We start from the raw sequence: 16,358 nt of genomic DNA, 5'->3' as shown, positions 1-16,358 counted from the left end.
GGGCAGAGGGTGGCGTGGGGGTCATGCGTCCTCCCGCATCGGGACGCGGACGCCCTTCGCCGTGGCGACGGAGTCCGCGAGGTCGTAGCCCGCGTCGACATGGCGGATGACGCCCATCCCGGGGTCGTTGGTCAGCACGCGGCGGATCTTCTCGCCGGCCAGCGGGGTGCCGTCGGCGACCGTGACCTGGCCCGCGTGGAGGGAGCGGCCCATGCCGACGCCGCCGCCGTGGTGGATGGAGACCCAGGACGCTCCGGAGGCGACGTTGACCATGGCGTTGAGCAGCGGCCAGTCGGCGATCGCGTCGGAGCCGTCGAGCATCGCCTCGGTCTCGCGGTACGGGGAGGCGACCGAGCCGCAGTCGAGGTGGTCGCGGCCGATGACGACCGGCGCGGACAGCTCGCCGCTCGCGACCATGTCGTTGAAGCGCTCGCCCGCGCGGTCGCGTTCCCCGTAGCCGAGCCAGCAGATGCGGGCGGGCAGGCCCTGGAAGTGGACGCGCTCCCCGGCCATCCTGATCCAGCGGGCGAGGGACTCGTTCTCCGGGAAGAGGTCCAGGATGGCGCGGTCCGTCGCGGCGATGTCCTTGGGGTCTCCGGAGAGGGCCGCCCAGCGGAAGGGGCCCTTGCCCTCGCAGAACAGCGGCCGGATATACGCGGGGACGAAGCCGGGGAAGGCGAACGCCCGGTCGTATCCGGCCAGCTGCGCCTCGCCGCGGATGGAGTTGCCGTAGTCGAAGACCTCGGCGCCCGCGTCCATGAAGCCGACCATGGCCTCGACATGCCGCGCCATGGACTCGCGCGCCCGCCGGGTGAAGTCGGCGGGCTTCTCGGCCGCGTACGAGGCCATGTCCTCGAAGGCGACGCCCAGCGGCAGATACGACAGCGGGTCATGGGCGGAGGTCTGGTCGGTGACGATGTCGACGGGCGCGCCGGTCTCCAGCATGCGCGGCAGCAGCTCCGCCGCGTTGCCCAGCAGGCCGATCGACAGCGGACGGCGGGCGTCGCGCGCCTCGACGGCCAGCCGCAGCGCCTCGTCGAGCGAGTCGGCGCGGACGTCGAGATAGCGGTGCTCGATACGGCGCTCGATGGCGCGCGGGTCGCAGTCGACGCAGATCGCGACCCCGTCGTTCATGGTCACGGCGAGCGGCTGCGCGCCGCCCATCCCGCCGAGCCCCGCCGTCAGCGTGATCGTGCCCGCCAGGCTTCCGCCGAACTTCTTCGCCGCGACCGCCGCGAACGTCTCATAGGTGCCCTGCAGGATGCCCTGGGTGCCGATGTAGATCCAGGAGCCGGCGGTCATCTGCCCGTACATGGTCAGGCCGAGCGCCTCAAGACGGCGGAACTCCTCCCAGTTCGCCCAGTCGCCGACCAGATTGGAGTTGGCGATCAGCACGCGCGGGGCCCACTCGTGAGTCTGCATCACGCCGACCGGCCGTCCGGACTGGACGAGCATCGTCTCGTCCCGCTTGAGCGTGCGCAGAGTGCGGGTCATGGCGTCGAAGGAGCGCCAGTCGCGGGCGGCCTTGCCCGTGCCGCCGTAGACGACGAGCTTGTCGGGGTGCTCGGCGACCTCCGGGTCCAGATTGTTCTGGAGCATGCGGAGGGCGGCCTCCTGCTGCCATCCCAGGGCGCTCAGTTCCGTACCGCGCGGCGCCCGTACGGGGCGGGGTCCTGACATGGCACTGCCTCCTCGCGAATGTTGAGACTTCTATTCACATCCTGAATGGATGAATATCCTTAGTCAACAGCTGCATCGCGCGCCGCCCGGTGATTGGCTGGCGCCCATGGCTTCAGACCGCCGGGATCAGGCCGTGCACGCGGCCGTGGCACAGGGCCTCCTCTCCGAGGAGCAGCCGGTCGTCGCCCTGCTGGACGCGGGCGGCATCCGGGCGTCCGCGACCGCCCTGAGGGAGGCGTTCGCCGCGGTGACCGACGCCCCGGTGCTGCACGCCTTCGCGGTCAAGGCCGCACCGCTCGTCCCCGTGCTGGCGCTGCTGCGCGCCGAGGGCCTCGGCGCGGAGGCGGCGAGCCCCGGAGAGCTGGCCCTGGCCAGGGCGGCCGGCGTGCCCGCCGCGCACACGGTCCTCGACTCCCCCGCCAAGACCCTCGGCGAACTGCGCGAGGCCCTCGCCCTCGGGGTCGCGCTCAACGCCGACAATCTCCAGGAGCTGGCCCGCCTCGACACGCTCGTGCCCAGGCAGGCCAACGACCCCGGGAGCCCCGTCCCGCCGATCGGGCTGCGCATCAATCCACAGCTCGGCGCGGGCTCGATCGGCGCGCTGTCCACGGCCACCGCCACCTCCAAGTTCGGGGTCGGTCTGCGCGACGAGGGAGCACGCGACCGGATCGCAGAGGCGGTCCTCGACCGCCCCTGGCTGACCCGGCTGCACACCCACACCGGCTCTCAGGGCATCCCGCTGCCCCTGATGGCGCAAGGCGTGCGCGCCGTCTGGGAACTCGCCGAAGAGATCAACGCGGCAGCCGGCCGCCGCCGGATCGACACGCTCGACATCGGCGGCGGGCTGCCGGTCAACTTCGCCTCCGACGAGCACACCCCGTCCTTCGCCGCGTACGCCCGGCTGCTGAAGGAGGAGGCACCCGGGCTGTTCGACGGCGGCTATGGCCTGGTCACCGAGTTCGGCCGGGCGCTGCTGGCCAAGCACGGCACGATCCTGAGCCGGGTCGAGTACGCCAAGACCACCGGCGGCCGCCCCATCGCCGTCACTCATGCGGGCGTGCAGGTGGCGACCCGCACGGTGTACGACCCGGAGTCCTGGCCGCTGCGGATCCGCGCGTACGACGCCGAAGGGCGGCCCAAGCCCGGACCCGCGGTCGAGCAGGACATCGCGGGGCCCGCCTGCTTCGCGGGCGACCTGCTGGCCGAGGCCAGGCCGCTGCCGCTGCTGGAGCCGGGCGATGTGATCGCGGCCCTGGACACCGGGGCGTACTACTTCTCCAGTCCCTACGGCTACAACAGCCTGCCCCGCCCCGCCGTGCACGGCTTCACCACGGCCTCCGCCTCCGCCGCCTCCGCCGCTGACGGCGACGGCGACGGGCCGGTGCGGTTCACGACCGTACGACGGGCCCAGCGGCCCGACGAGATCGTCGCCGAGTCGGGCGGCGCATACGCCGGAGCGCTGCTTCGATGAAGGCATGGCAGCAGCAGACACCACGGTGCACGTCGAACGCCGGATCGCCGCCCCCGCGGGCCGGGTGTGGCAGGCGCTGACCGATCTGGAGAACATGCCGCAGGTGCTGAGCGGCGTGGAGCAGGTGGAGATCCTCTCCGAGGGACAGCAGGGGCCGTTCGACATCGGCACCCGCTGGCGCGAAACCCGCCGGATGATGGGCAAACTGGCGACGGAAGAGATGTATGTGACGGCAGTGGAGCCCGAGAGCCGGTATGTGGTGGAGGCCGACTCCCGTGGCGCGCACTATGTCTCCGAGTTCGCACTCCGCGCGGACGGGCCGGAGGCGACAACCGTCCGGATGACCTTCTCGGCCACGCCGCCGAGCGGGATCGGCGGCGTGGTCGCCAAGCTGCTGGGCGGCCTGGGCCGCCGGGCGGTGGGCAAGGCGATCGCCAAGGACCTGGAGGACATCGCCCGTTCGGTGGAACCCAAGCCGGCTGCCTGACGCGTGCGCCTCGGGTCGCCGTACAGGCCCGGCTCCCGCGCCGACCCCGTTTGCGGGGACTCCGCCCCCGAACCCCCGCGCCTCAATCTCCCCCGGCTACCTCCCCCAGACTCCTCCCCCAGCTACCGCTGGGGGAGATTGAGAGCACGACCGAAGGCCGTACAGGGGGTTTGGGGGCTTAAGCCCCCAGTTGCGGGAAGTGGGGTACTCCGCCCGACTGGGCGCGGCAGGTCGCCCGACAACCCCATGCGACACAAGGAAGGCGTGCGCGGGGCCGATGCGACCGCACCCCGCACCCGCCACGGGGCCGGGGAACGCACGACCCGCTGCCGGGGGAGGCTGCCCAGGGGGCGGCCCGCCCCTGGGCGAGGAGGAGGACCCGGTGGCGCAATGGCGCACAGGGGCATCCGCAGGCAGCGCGGGGGCCGCGCGCCCCCGTGTCACCCGAAGCGGTCGCTTCACCCGCCGTCCGCCGGGCAGAACCTCGCCACATCGAGCACCGGCACCGGCGGAGGCCGAATGACCACGACATCCGAAGAGCCTGAGAGGACGGCCGGCGACACCCCGCTGAAGCGGGCGATCGGCCCGAAGCTGCTGGTCCTCTTCATCATCGGCGACATCCTCGGGACCGGCATCTACGCCACGACCGGCAAGGTCGCGGGCAAGGTCGGCGGGGCGCTCTGGCTGCCGTTCGTCATCGGCTTCGTCGTCGCGCTGCTGACCGCCGCCTCCTATGTCGAGCTGGTCGGCAAGTACCCGAAGGCCGCCGGCGCCGCGCTGTACACCCAGAAGGCGTTCCGCGTCCCCTTCCTGACCTTCATCGTGGCGTTCATGGTGATGGCGTCCGGGCTGTCCTCCGCCAGCGCCGCGGCCCGCGCCTTCAGCGGCAACATGGGCGAGTTCACCGAGGCCGTGCCGGCCGCGCTGATCGCGATCCTGTTCATCCTGGCGCTCGCCGCGCTCAATCTGCGCGGTGTGTCGGAGTCGGTGAAGACGAACGTCGTGCTGACCCTCGTCGAGCTGTCCGGGCTGGCCGTCATTCTGACCATCGGGGCGTACGCGGTGCTCACCGGCGGCGGAGAGCCGTCCCGGCTGGGCGAGTTCGAGGCGTCGGGGACCGGCTATGCCCTGATCACCAGTGTGCTGGGGGCCACGGCGCTGGGCTTCTTCGCGTTCGTCGGCTTCGAGGACTCGGTCAACATGGCCGAGGAGACCAAGGACCCGGTGCGCACCTTCCCCCGTGCGATCTTCATCGGGGTGGCCGTCACCGGCACCATCTACGTCCTGGTGGCGCTGGTCTCCTCGCTGCTGGTCGAACACGGCGCCTTGGCCCGGTCCGACACCCCCTTGCTTGAGGTGGTCAAGGTGGGCGGGCTGGAGTTCCCGCCGAAGCTCTTCGCGCTGATCACGCTGTTCGCCGTCAGCAACTCCGCGCTGATCAACATCATGATGGCCTCGCGGCTCTGCTACGGCATGGCCAACGAACGCATTCTGCCGCGGGCGATGGGGCGCGTTCTGGCCAAGCGCCGCACCCCGGTCACCGGGATCGTCTTTGTCTCGCTGATCGCGATCGTGCTGGTTTCCACCGGCGAGATCAAGACTCTCAGCGACACCACCGCGCTCCTGCTGCTGTGTGTCTTCGCGGTCGTCAATGTCGCGGTGCTGGTGCTGCGCAGGGACCCGGTGGCGCATGAGCACTTCCGCACGCCGACGGCCCTGCCGGTCCTCGGGGCGGTGACGGCGCTGGTGCTGGCGAGCCCGCTGGCCGACCGGGAGATGAAGGTGTATCTGACGGCAGGCGCGCTGATCGCGGTCGGGGTCGGGCTGTGGATCGTGAACAGGGCGGTGCTGCAGATCCGCGGCGAAGACCGGAGCCAGGACCGGAGCCAGGACCGGAGCCACGGCTGAGAAGCGCAGGTCGCGGCCGGAAACCGCCCCTCTGTGAAGGGGCGGAGCCTATCGGTCTCGGGCATGTTCCGCTGGAAATTGCCGGAAGAGGCGCGAGCACTCGCCACCTTGCGTAATGTGCCGGTCACTGCCGCACATTCGTGCGCGGCATGGCCCGGGGGTGGGGAGGAGTGTCGGCGTGCCCGGAATCGACGAGTGCCTGTTGCAGGCCATGGTGGTGCCGGGCGCGCGCGGCGCGTCCCTCGTCGACTGGACCAGCGGGCTGGCGCTTGGCACGGTCGGCGAATCGCCCGGCGGCGACCATGAGGCGAATGCCGCGGAGACCGCCGAACTCGCCCGTATGGCCGCCGAGTACACATCCTTCACCGCCCGCGCCGTGGACCGCACCGCGGAATTCACTGTGGACCGCGCGGTGGACGGCGGGGGCGCCGCCGACAGCGAGAGCGGCAAGGCGCTGCCCGTCGAGGATCTCATCGTCACCGCGCACAACGGCTATCACCTCGTCAGATTCATCCAGACGGACTTCGACAGCAGCGTGTTCCTGCATCTGTGGCTGGACCGTGAAACGGGCAATCTCGCCCTCGCGCGGCTCCGCCTCGCGGACCTCGCCGAACGGCTGGTGCTGTGATGGCCTCGGCCGTCTCTCCCATGCTGGTGCGGCTGGCCGAGGAGAAGGCGACGGGCGTGCTCCTCCGCGACCATGGCGCGCTCTATCTGGTCGACGGCGAGGTCGTGCACGCGGAGAGCCCCGCGGCACCCGGTCTGGACGTCCTGCTGACCGCGAGCGGCCGGCTGCCGCGCGAGGGCTGGGAAGAGGCCGTCGCCGAGGCGGGCGTACGGCGTGAGGTCGGCCGCCATCTCGTCGCCAGCGGACGGCTGGGCTGCGGCGAGCTGGAGATCTGCCATCTGGGCGCGCTGTTCGACGCCGCGTACTTCGCGCTGACCCCGTGCAGCGGGCCGACCCGCTTCCGCTACGGGGTGGGGCACTGGATCGGCCGGGTGTGTCCGGTGCCCACCCCTGTCGTCGAACGCGAGGCGATGCGCCGCCGGGCGCTCCTGGACGCCATCTGGCCCCACCCCGGCCTTGACGCCGCCCCGGTGATCCCCAGGGACGCGGGCCCGGGCCGTGGGCCGACGCGCAGACAGGCGGCCCTGCTGGCGCTCGCCGACGGGGTGCGCACCCCGGCCGACATCGCGCGGGCGCTTGGCCGTCCGGCCTTCAACACGCTGGTCGAGGTGCGGCGGCTGGCCGCGGCGGGGCTCGTCGAGGCCTCCGCCGGGGCAGCGGCTCTCCCGCCGGGCCGGCCCGCACTCCCCGCCTGGATCCCGGAGGTCTCCGGTAATCCGGACATCGCCCTGTTACGCCGGCTCCGCGACGCTCTGGAGGCAACCCTGTGAGGCACCGTGACACCCGCTCAGCCCTTCGGGCCCGGCGCGGCACGTCATGAAGCGGGCACTGCGGCTGCGGCCCAGGGGCCTTGAGCGGAGCCAGCCCCGGACGAGACAGGCGACCGACGCCGAGAGGAGACAGCTGATGACGGCCGAAGCCGAGGTGCGCGGGGAGCTGAGGCGGCTGCGGGCCCGGCTGCCTCAGGTGACCGGTGCGCTCGCGGCCAGCGCCGACGGCCTCGTCCTCGCCTCCGAAACGGAAGCGGCGGGGGAGGCGGAGCATGTCGCCGCGCTCACCGCGGCGGCGCTCGGCGTCGCACTGCGGCTGACCGAGGCGACCGAACAGGGCAGTTTCCGGGAGCTGCTGATCCGGGGCGACAGCGGCTATGTCGCCACCTACGCGGCGGGCCCGGCCGCCGTCCTCACGCTGCTGGCCGGTCCCCGCACCAATGTCGGCCGGCTGCATCTGGAGGCCCGCCGCTCCGGCGCCCGCATCGGAGAGCTGATCAAGGGCGCGCTCGAACGGCCCGCGCCCGCGCCGATGACCGCGCCCGCGCCGGTGCCGCGCAAGCCGGATCGGCCCCCGAGCCTCGCCGGCCCCGCGACCGGCGGGCCGGCCGACCCGGCGGCAGGCGAACCCGACTGACCGGCAAGCCCGACCGGCCTACCCGGCAGGCCCGACCGACCGGCCGGCCGCCGCGCAGCCACGCAGCCACGATGCGAACCAGAAGAACCGATCACGAAGGAAGTGCGCTCATGGTCAACACCGAGACCGCCCTGAAGGAAGCCACTGCCATCGAGGGCGCCATCGGGGCCGCCCTCGTCGACTACACCAGCGGCATGGCGCTGGGCACGGTCGGCGGCGGCGCCGAGCTGGATCTGAACGTGGCCGCCGCCGGGAACACCGACGTCGTCCGGGCCAAGGCACGCACCATGGAACTCCTCGGCATGCAGGACGAGATCGAGGACATGCTGATCACGCTCGGCACCCAGTACCACCTGATCCGGCTGCTCAAGGGCCGCAACCACACCGGACTCTTCCTCTATCTGGCGCTGGACAAGCAGCGCGCCAACCTGGCCATGGCCCGGCACCAGCTCAAGAAGATCGAGGCGGACCTGGAGGTGTGAGCCCCGGCTCAGCGCCGCCGCGCCCCCCCCCACCCGGCGCCCCCCACCCGGCGCGCCCCACCCGGCGCGGCGTCCCCGGCCCGCGCCGCACCGGCGCGGCGGCCGCGGCGGCGCGCAGGACCAGGCGCTCAGTCCAGGAACAGCCCTCGCGCGACGGCCGATGCGTCGAACGCCTCCAGCCGCGCCTGAGCATCCGGCAGCGCGTCGCACATCGCCTCCAGCAGCACCCGCCCCAGCAGCATCGGGGCGCATGCCGTGTCAAAGGCGAGGCCCGTCCCCACGGCGGCCGGGATCAGCAGATCGCTGTGGGCGGCCACCGGGGCGAAGGCGGAGTCCGCGACGGTCACCACCGTCAGACCCGCCCGGCCGCGCGCATACTCCAGGGCCTCGACGACCTCCTTCGGATGCCGGGGCAGGGCGAAGCAGAGCAGCGCGCTCGCGCCCGCCCGCCGGGCCGCGTCGATGCGGTCGGCGAGCATCGTGCCGCCCTCGTCCAGCGTCCGTACATCCGGGTGGACCTTGGCGGCGAAGTAGGCGAAACCCTTCGCCTGCGAGGACGCGGCGCGCAGCCCCAGCACCGGCAGCGGCCGGGAGGCCGCCAGCAGCCGGCCCGCGCGCTCCACTGGGACGGGGTCGGCGAGCAGTTCCGCGAGCTGCCGCAGATTCTCGATCTCGCCGTGCACCGCCTGCTGGTACTCGTTGTACGTCTCCGACTCGCCCGCGACGCCGGCCTCCGCGGGCACGATCTCCCGCAGATGGCGGCGGAGCGCCGGATAGCCGTCGAAGCCGAGGGCGACGGCGAAGCGGGTGACGGACGGCTGGCTGACCCCGGCCAGCTCCGCCAGCTCCACACTGGACAGAAACGGCACATCGGCGGCCCGCCGCACCATGCTGTGCGCGATCCGCCGCTGCGTGGGGGTGAGCCGACGGCCCTCGAAGAGTTCCTGAAGCCGTGCGGCCGGGCTGTCCCGCAAGCCGTTCCCCCTCGTCGATTCAGACACCGGAATTCAGATACCGGAATTCAGTCACCGGATCACTGCATAAGCATATGCAGCAGCGCCGGGAAGCCGCCCGCTCAGCGGCGCAGCCGCTCGGGCACCAGGGCGTCGAACCCCGGGTCCTGGTGCACGACGTGCCCTCCCGCGACCGTCAGCAGCGAGGTGAGCGAGGCCAGCTCGTCGTCGGGCACACGGAGATAGTCGCCGGAGAGCACAGCCAGATCGGCGAGCTTCCCGGGCTCCAGGGCGCCCTTGAGATGCTCCTCGAAGGTGAGATAGGCGGCGTTCCGGGTGAGCATGCGCAGCGCCTGCTCCCGGGTGACCCTGTGGTGCAGGGCGGTGGTCCCCCATTTCATCGTGGCCCGCGTGGTCCAGAAGGCCACGCCTTCGAAGAGGTTGGCGGGCACCTTGGAGTAGTCGCTTCCGCCGGCGACGACGATGCCCGCGTCCAGCCAGCTCGCGGCGGGGAAGATCTCGGCCGCCCGGTCCGCGCCATGGAGCTGGGCGAAGAGCGGGTAGTAGAGGTACGGGTGGTACTGCATGGCCACCACCAGCCCCAGCGCCCGCACCCGCTCGATATGGTGCGGCCGTCCGTAGTGGGCGTGGTCGAGAACCCAGCGGCGGCCGTCGATGGGGATGTCGCCGTGCGCCTTCTCGAAGGCGTCCAGCAGCAGATCGATCGCCAGATCGCCGCCCGCGTGCACCAGGGGCCGCCAGCCGGCCCGGTTGAGCGCCACCATCAGTTCGGTGAACCGGCCCGCGGAGACGCACTGGATGCCCTGGTAGCCGTGCCTGCCGTCCGCGACGAGCGGGAGGCTGCGGTACGGGCGGCTCAGCAGCATCCCGTCGGTGGACCGGTCGATCCACAGCTCGCCGACGCCGTTGAGGCGCAGCCAGGCGTCCTCGCGCAGCGGGCCGTTCCGCAGGGCGGCGAGCTGTCCGATGATGGCGTCCACGCTCTCGTTGACATGGTCCACGTCGAGATCCATGGCGACCCGCACGGTCAGCTCGCCGCGCTCGCCCATGGCCTGGTAGACGGCGACGTCCAGCGGGCTGAGGGCCGGGTTGCGCACGCTGGTGATGCCGACGGCGTTCAGCTCGCGCTGCGCCCACAGCAGGGCCGAACATGACTCCTCCGCGGTGAAGATGCCGTTGTCGCCGACCGCCGAGCTTCCGCCGCCGTGGATGAGGCGGCGCGCGGTGCCGGAGAAGACCCCGGTCAGCGTTCCCCCGGAGCGTCCGATGGCGCCCTGCGGGGGTGCGGGGGTACGGGCGTCCACGCCGGACAGCCTCATCATGGCGGTGTTGACGTGCAGTCCGTCCTCGAAGGTGAGGACCACGGGGTTGTCCGGCGCCGCGTCGTCCAGTTCGGCGAGGGTGGGCGTGCGCCCCTCGTCGAGCAGTTCCGCGGCGTTGCCCGCATTGCTGAAGATCACCCGCCCGGGGCCGAGCCGCCGGGCCTTCTCCCGCAGGGCGGTGAGGATCAGGGGCACGGAGGTGAGCTGGTCGAGGCGGATGCCGTGGAAGGCGCGGGCCGACCGGTTCAGCAGATGGTGGTGGGAGTCGTTGAGGCCGGGCACGACCGTGCGGCCGTCGAGGGGCACCACGGCCGTTCCGGGCCCGGCGAGGCCGAGGATGTCGTCGTCGCGGCCGACGGCCGCGATCCGGTCGCCGTGCACGGCCAGCGCCTCGGCGCACGGGCCTGACGGGCCTGACGGACCTGACGGACCTGACGGGCCCGGCGTACCCCACGGACCCGAGGTGAGGATCTTCCCGCCGTGCAGGATGAGATCCGGGTACGGCCGCCGTGCCGACTGCCGGGCCGATCGCTCCGCGGCCGGCCGGGCCGGTCGCTCCGGGGGCCGCCGCGCCGGTTTCCAGTCCGCCATCCGTCTCCTCCTCAGTACGGTCAGAAGCACGGTCAGACGGCGCGTTCACGCAGGGCCTCCTTGACGACCGCCACGACCTCGGCGGCCTCCCGGCGGGCCCGGCTCGCGCCGTCCCCCAGGACTTCACAGGGCAGCGTGGGCTCCGTCGCGTACTTCGCATAGCGTTCACGCGCCTCGGCGAACCGCCGCGCAAAGCCGTCCATCGCCAGCCGTTTCAGCTCGGCGGCCGCCGACTGCCCGCCCCCGCGGCCGGCCGGGGCGCAGGCGGCAGCGGCGGCCGGGGCCAGCGTCTCCAGCAGCGTCAGCCCCGCCGTCCCGGCGGACGGCGCGAGGGCGCTGTGCACCAGGGCGTCCAGCTGGGCCGACAGCGTCTGTTCGTCCGCGAAGACCGACAGGCCGACGGCTCCGCCGGGCTGGTCCGGCACGGCGCGCGGTTCGCACACGGGTTCGGCCAGCAGGGGCAGGCCGTACTGCTCGTTCATCCGCCGTGCGATGCTCCGGGCGAGGTCGGGCCCTTCGCTGGGGTCGCCTCCGGCGATGAACCGGGTGGCCCGTACGCCGAGGATGTCCGCCGCCCGCAGCAGCGGCCGCGGCTGGTCCAGCTCCGCGCCGCCGAGGCGGCCGCAGAGCATCCACATCAGCTCGAAGACATGCGGGACGTCGGACTGCCGGTAGACCAGGCACCTTTCCGGGTCCACTCCCAGGGCGAGGACCGCGCGGACGGCGTCCTCGACGAGCGTCCGGTGCGGTATCCGCCCGGACCGCCCCGCCAGCGGCCGCAGATCGGCGAGGAGGAGGAAGCACTCCCCCGGGCTGAGGTACTGCAGTTCACGACAGGCGTCGACGGCGCCGACGGCATCGGCGAGCTGCAGCGGGCGGTCGGGCCGGACCGCCGCGAGGACGCGCTCGGGGAAGACCGGCCCGTGCGGGCCGGGTTCGGCGTCGGGGCTGTGTGAGACAGCCGACGGGACCGTCATACGACCACCTCACCGGCCTCGGGATCAGCACCTGCCCCGGCCCCGGTCTCGACATCGGCCCCGGCACCGGCACCGGCACCGGGAACGCGCGAGGCGCGCGGCGGATTGTGCGCGGCCAGATAGCCGTACCCCGAGGTGCCGCCGGTGCCCAGGGCGCCGTCCGGGAGATAGGCCGGGTCCCGCCGTCCCGCGAGCTGCCGTTCATGGAACTTCCGCCAGGCCCGCAGATGCCGGTCGAGTTCGACGATCCGCTCACGCAGCGAGGCATGGACGCCGGACGCGCCGAGCCTGCGCACACGGTCCACCAGCGGCACAAACCGCGGATCGGCGAGCCGCAGCACATGGCGCACCTCGGGGGTGGCGGTGAGCGCCGGGACCTTCTCCGGCAGCACGCCGTACACATGGGCGTCCAGCAGCTGCCAGCTCTGGCTCTGGATCGCGCTCGCGTCGCCGGTGGCGTCGCGGAAGCCCCGGAAGTGCTCGGGCGGCATCTCCCGCACGCTCTGGAACAGCTTGATCAGGGGTGCCGCGAACTCATCGGCCAGCGCGATGAATTGGAGCGCGGTGGGGAGCAGTCCGGGCCGGAAGGCGGCCAATGCCCGCCGGACGCAGAGAAACGCGCCCCAGAACAGACACTCGCACATGTGGATGACGCGCAGAAAGGCCACCTCGTCATGGCAGTCGGTCTGCGGGAATACCAGCAGCCGGGAAACGGCACTCGGCCCCGGTGGGTCCTTGGCGACATCCAGCAGATACCGGGCCGCCGTGCCGGGGCTGTACGGCGTCCGCGCCATGCCCCCGACATCCCCGGGTATCAGACCATAGGTCTCGTCCAGTATTTCGCACCGGGCGACGGCCACCCCGGGCGAGAAATCCTTCTTCGGCGGCTCCTGCGTTCCGGCGAGCGCCGCCATGTCAAAGGCTATCTGCTCGGCGAGGATATGCCGGAATGCCGACCAGATTCTGTCCCGAGTGGCGGTCAGCGGCTCGGGACCGTCCACGCCCAGCACATATCGCAGCAACAGCGCGGTCGTATAGGGCTCATAGCGCGGGGTGTCGCTGACCATGATGAGGTCCTGCGCCTCCAAAAACAGCCGGGCGACCTCCACCAGGTCACGCGCGGGCAGATCCAGCTCGACCGCGCCGTCCCGGGAGACCGCTCCGGCGGCGGCGGCCAGTGCGCCGATCTCCGCGCGCAGCGCGTCGTCCCGGGCGAGCTGACGCCGGCCCAGCCGATGTGTCCTCTCGCTGTACGCCGTGAGATCGAACGAGGCCAGCCCGTGCAGGAGTTCCGAAACACTCGAATCAGCGGACATCGGTTCACCCATCCTTCCAGCGGAAGCGCCCCGAGGGCTTCCATTCCGGAATCCGGCGAAAAACCGCACAGTCCGCCACGCTAGCAGCGCTTGGCATATGCGTCCCTTCGGCGTTCACCCAAGCGGCCCAGAAAGGGGGTCCGCTCATCGCCCGCAATTCGCCGCGGCATGTGCCGCTGCCTACGCTGGCCGTGCGTACGCCGAACGCACGCGAAAAGCGGAAGAGGAAGGCGTGGTGCATATGGTCTGCGATGTGCTGATCACCGGGTCGGGCTCCGTCACGGAGACCACCTGCCGCTCCCTCGCGCTGATGTCGCCGGAGCCGCTCCGCGTCACCGTCCTGGGCCGCTCCGCGCCGTGGACCGGGGATCTCGCCGCCCTGTCCGGCGCGATGGCCGCACAGCTCGGACGGCGGGTCACCTTCACCGCCGACACCGTCGACTGGGATGAGCCGGACGATCTGCCCGCCAAGCTGGACCGGCACCGGCCGCGCCTGGTCTTCCACACCGCGTCGCTGCAGTCCCCCTGGGAGCTGCTCGGCAGGGTCCGGGAGACCGGGTGGAAGCGTCTGGTGTGGGCCGCGGGAAACGCCATCACCCTGCCGATGCAGGCGCTGCTCGCGAAGCGGGTCGCACTGGCCGTACGGGACATGCGCCCCGCGCCGCTGCTGGTCAATGTCTGCTTCCCGGACTGGGTGAACCCGATCCTGCGCCATCTGCGGCTGCCGGTCGCCTGCGGCACCGGCAATGTCGCGATGTTCACCGGATTCCTCAAGGCGCGCTATCCGGAGCCGGAGCACACCGTCCAGGTCGTCGGCCATCTCTACCACTACTTCAAGATCATGGGCCGGCCGCACGGCCTGCTCGACGGACCGCGGGTGTGGGTCGACGGACAGGAGGTCGACGACGTCGAGACCGCGCTCGCGCCCTGTTTCACCGGGCTGCGGTCCGTCAACTCCCGCGGGAAGCTCATCAATGAACTGGTCGGCGCCGCCAGCGCGGAGACCCTGCTCGCGCTGCTCGCCCCGCAGCCCGCCCGCACCCATGTGCCGGGCCCGAACGGGCTGCCCGGCGGCTACCCCGTACAGGTGGGCGACGGCCGGGTGGAGCTGGATCTGCCTGCGGGGATCAGCCACGAGGAGGCCCTCGCCCTCAACCGCCAGGGCGCGCTCGACATGGGAGCGGCGATCATCGACGACCGCGGCTGGACCGCCTTCAGCCCCACCGCGCGGCAGGCCCTGACCGCCGCCCATGCCGCCGATCTCGCCGCCGGCTTCCACATCGCCGATCTGGAGGCGGTCTGCGCGGAGTTCGTCCGGCTCAGAGAACGGCTCACGGAGGTGTCCTGAATGCCGCAGTCCGTCGTCTCCACCGCGCAGCGGCCGGCCGGGCCGGGGAGCGGCCGCCCCGACCTGATCCTGTACGGAGGAAAGGTGATCACGGTTGATCCGCGGTTCACCGTCGCCGAGGCGGTCGCCGTCACCGGCGACCGGTTCAGCGCCGTCGGACGCGACCGCGAGGTGCTCGCCCGTGCCGGACCGGGCACCCGCTGCGTCGACCTGGCCGGCAGGGCCGTGATGCCGGGCATCATCGACGCCCACTTCCGGCTGCTGGACCGGGCGACCGCCCAGCTCCACGGCGCGGACGTCTCCCTGGCCGAAAGCGTCGCCGACATCCTCGACGCCGTACGGGAACGAGCGCGGCGGCTGCCCGCCGGGGCCGTCATCACCAGCAACGCCGGCTGGTATCCGCAGATGCTGAAGGAGGGCCGCGCGCCCAGCCGGGAGGAACTCGACCGGGCCGCGCCCGACCATCCGGTGGTGCTATCCGGGGAGTTCACCCACCTCAACTCCCTGGCGCTGCGGCGGTTCGGCATCAGCCGCACCACCCGGCAGCCGGAGTACGGCTGGATCGAGAAGGCCGACGCCCGCGGAGTCCCGTCCCACAGCGCGTGGGACGAGGGCGAGCCGACCGGGGTCCTGATGGGCGATGCGGCGCTGCTGACACGCTGCGCGCGCACCGATCTCTCGCCTGAGCTCAAGCAGGAGGCCCTGGTGTGGGCGCTCGGCGAGTGCGCCACGGCCGGGGTCACCAGCGTCCGCGAAGGCGGCCTCGACCCAGGGGATCTGGCGCACTACCAGAAGCTCGCCGAGAACGACGAGCTGCCCCTGCGGGTCTCCGTACAGCTGGCCATGAGCACCGCCCCGCCGGTGGACGAGGTCCTCGCCTCCCTGGAGCGCTTCGACCGGGTCAACCCGTTCGGCGACCACCGCCTCCGAGTCGACCGCGTCGCCTATCTGTTCGCCGACGACGACTACCACCGGATGGACGTGACCCCGCCCATCCGGGGCCAGCGCGTCCCGGCCGACCGGGTCCACCGCTACTTCCGGGACCGCTGCTGCCCGCTCGACAAGATCGAGCAGATTGTGACCGGCATGGCCGAACGTGGCTTCAGCGGCGGCATCCTGGCGGGCGGCGACCGGGCGATCGGCGCGGTCCTCGGCGTGCTGGAGCGGGCCGACGCGGCCGCCGGGCTCAGTGAGCGGCGGTGGGTGCTGTCCCAGGCAGTCTATCCGCGCCCCGAACACCATCCGCGGATGCGCGACCTCGGACTGGTGCTGACCCCCATGTGGCACCACTTCTACTACTATCCGGCGCTCGCGCACTACCACGGCACGGCGTTCGCCCAGACCATGGACCCTTTCCGCTCACTGCGCGCCGCGGGCGTCCATGTGGGGCTCGGCAGCGACATCTCCAAGATCCCTCTGAACTACTTCGCGGGGCTGAGCTATCTGCACACCCGGCAGACGCTGCGGTGGGGACCGGTCAACCCCGGCGAGGCGCTCTCCCGCGAGGAGGCGCTGCGCATGCTCACCATCGACAACGCCTATGTGACGTTCGAGGAGGATGTGAAGGGGTCGATCGAACCGGGCAAACTGGCCGATCTGGCCGTCCTGTCCGCCGACCCGCTCACCGTGCCCGGCGACCGCATCCCGGCCGTCCGCGCCCTGCTGACCATGGTCGGCGGCCGGGTCGTCCACCGGGCGGCGGACTACGGCGACTACGACTGCGGCGACTGCAACGACTACGGCGCCCCGGCCCCCGGAAGGGGATGA

General features: G+C 72.1%; 14 protein-coding genes. 9 read left to right on the top strand and 5 right to left on the bottom strand.

What is annotated here, in order from left to right:
• Positions 1 to 21: 21 nt before the first annotated feature.
• Entirely contained in the window at positions 22 to 1,680 is a 1,659-nt protein-coding gene (gene hutU, locus OF819_RS21165; RefSeq protein ID WP_267245182.1) for a urocanate hydratase, read from the bottom strand.
• Positions 1,681 to 1,786: 106 nt separating this feature from the next.
• On the opposite strand from hutU, the gene OF819_RS21160 reads away from it, so the two are divergent.
• From OF819_RS21160 to OF819_RS21130, 7 genes are all read left to right on the top strand, one after another.
• Positions 1,787 to 3,151, top strand: coding sequence for a diaminopimelate decarboxylase (locus OF819_RS21160; protein ID WP_267245181.1), 1,365 nt, complete (start codon positions 1,787 to 1,789; stop codon positions 3,149 to 3,151).
• Positions 3,152 to 3,155: 4 nt separating this feature from the next.
• On the top strand, positions 3,156 to 3,638 hold the full coding sequence (locus OF819_RS21155; protein WP_267245180.1) for an SRPBCC family protein: 483 nt from the start codon (positions 3,156 to 3,158) through the stop codon (positions 3,636 to 3,638).
• A 519-nt stretch (positions 3,639 to 4,157) separates the two neighbouring features.
• Positions 4,158 to 5,546 carry an APC family permease gene (locus tag OF819_RS21150; RefSeq protein WP_267245179.1) on the top strand — a complete coding sequence of 463 codons (1,389 nt, stop codon included), beginning with the start codon at positions 4,158 to 4,160 and terminating at the stop codon, positions 5,544 to 5,546.
• Between the two features lie 178 nt (positions 5,547 to 5,724).
• Entirely contained in the window at positions 5,725 to 6,174 is a 450-nt protein-coding gene (locus OF819_RS21145; RefSeq protein ID WP_267245178.1) for a hypothetical protein, read from the top strand.
• Complete coding sequence (locus tag OF819_RS21140; RefSeq protein ID WP_267245177.1) at positions 6,174 to 6,944, top strand: transcriptional regulator; 771 nt, start codon at positions 6,174 to 6,176, stop codon at positions 6,942 to 6,944. Before OF819_RS21145 ends, OF819_RS21140 begins: the two co-directional genes overlap by 1 nt.
• Positions 6,945 to 7,080: 136 nt before the next feature.
• The gene (locus OF819_RS21135) at positions 7,081 to 7,581 is read left to right on the top strand and encodes a roadblock/LC7 domain-containing protein (protein WP_267245176.1); all 501 of its coding nucleotides are present in this window, start codon (positions 7,081 to 7,083) and stop codon (positions 7,579 to 7,581) included.
• Positions 7,582 to 7,691: 110 nt separating this feature from the next.
• Positions 7,692 to 8,063, top strand: coding sequence for a hypothetical protein (locus OF819_RS21130; protein ID WP_267245175.1), 372 nt, complete (start codon positions 7,692 to 7,694; stop codon positions 8,061 to 8,063).
• A gap of 128 nt (positions 8,064 to 8,191) precedes the next feature.
• On the opposite strand, the gene OF819_RS21125 is transcribed toward OF819_RS21130, so the two are convergent.
• The 4 genes from OF819_RS21125 to OF819_RS21110 all read right to left on the bottom strand — a co-directional run bounded on the left by OF819_RS21125 (position 8,192) and on the right by OF819_RS21110 (position 13,243).
• Positions 8,192 to 9,037, bottom strand: coding sequence for a MurR/RpiR family transcriptional regulator (locus tag OF819_RS21125; protein ID WP_267245174.1), 846 nt, complete (start codon positions 9,035 to 9,037; stop codon positions 8,192 to 8,194).
• A 101-nt stretch (positions 9,038 to 9,138) separates the two neighbouring features.
• Positions 9,139 to 10,950: an amidohydrolase gene (locus tag OF819_RS21120; protein ID WP_267245173.1), complete on the bottom strand. Its 1,812-nt coding sequence runs from the start codon at positions 10,948 to 10,950 to the stop codon at positions 9,139 to 9,141.
• Positions 10,951 to 10,982: 32 nt separating this feature from the next.
• The gene (locus OF819_RS21115; protein WP_267245172.1) at positions 10,983 to 11,927 is read right to left on the bottom strand and encodes a hypothetical protein; all 945 of its coding nucleotides are present in this window, start codon (positions 11,925 to 11,927) and stop codon (positions 10,983 to 10,985) included.
• Positions 11,924 to 13,243: a hypothetical protein gene (locus tag OF819_RS21110; protein WP_267245171.1), complete on the bottom strand. Its 1,320-nt coding sequence runs from the start codon at positions 13,241 to 13,243 to the stop codon at positions 11,924 to 11,926. The genes OF819_RS21115 and OF819_RS21110 overlap by 4 nt, the downstream gene beginning before the upstream one ends.
• Positions 13,244 to 13,475: 232 nt before the next feature.
• On the opposite strand from OF819_RS21110, the gene OF819_RS21105 reads away from it, so the two are divergent.
• Together OF819_RS21105 and OF819_RS21100 are read left to right on the top strand one after the other, a co-directional pair.
• Complete coding sequence (locus OF819_RS21105) at positions 13,476 to 14,591, top strand: hypothetical protein (protein WP_267245170.1); 1,116 nt, start codon at positions 13,476 to 13,478, stop codon at positions 14,589 to 14,591.
• Positions 14,592 to 16,358: an amidohydrolase gene (locus OF819_RS21100; protein WP_267245169.1), complete on the top strand. Its 1,767-nt coding sequence runs from the start codon at positions 14,592 to 14,594 to the stop codon at positions 16,356 to 16,358.

Origin of the sequence: Streptomyces sp. PR69 (genome assembly GCF_026420845.1) — a bacterium.
GTDB lineage: Bacteria > Actinomycetota > Actinomycetes > Streptomycetales > Streptomycetaceae > Streptomyces.
Note: the sequence above shows the minus strand (reverse complement) of the source record. Positions and strands in the feature narration are given on the sequence as shown.

Coding starts and splice junctions, on each gene's coding strand:
- hutU (WP_267245182.1), bottom strand. CDS start 1,680: ATGTCAGGACCCCGCCCCGTACGGGCGCCGCGCGGTACGGAACTGAGC.
- OF819_RS21160 (WP_267245181.1), top strand. CDS start 1,787: ATGGCTTCAGACCGCCGGGATCAGGCCGTGCACGCGGCCGTGGCACAG.
- OF819_RS21155 (WP_267245180.1), top strand. CDS start 3,156: ATGGCAGCAGCAGACACCACGGTGCACGTCGAACGCCGGATCGCCGCC.
- OF819_RS21150 (WP_267245179.1), top strand. CDS start 4,158: ATGACCACGACATCCGAAGAGCCTGAGAGGACGGCCGGCGACACCCCG.
- OF819_RS21140 (WP_267245177.1), top strand. CDS start 6,174: ATGGCCTCGGCCGTCTCTCCCATGCTGGTGCGGCTGGCCGAGGAGAAG.
- OF819_RS21135 (WP_267245176.1), top strand. CDS start 7,081: ATGACGGCCGAAGCCGAGGTGCGCGGGGAGCTGAGGCGGCTGCGGGCC.
- OF819_RS21130 (WP_267245175.1), top strand. CDS start 7,692: ATGGTCAACACCGAGACCGCCCTGAAGGAAGCCACTGCCATCGAGGGC.
- OF819_RS21120 (WP_267245173.1), bottom strand. CDS start 10,950: ATGGCGGACTGGAAACCGGCGCGGCGGCCCCCGGAGCGACCGGCCCGG.
- OF819_RS21115 (WP_267245172.1), bottom strand. CDS start 11,927: ATGACGGTCCCGTCGGCTGTCTCACACAGCCCCGACGCCGAACCCGGC.
- OF819_RS21110 (WP_267245171.1), bottom strand. CDS start 13,243: ATGTCCGCTGATTCGAGTGTTTCGGAACTCCTGCACGGGCTGGCCTCG.
- OF819_RS21100 (WP_267245169.1), top strand. CDS start 14,592: ATGCCGCAGTCCGTCGTCTCCACCGCGCAGCGGCCGGCCGGGCCGGGG.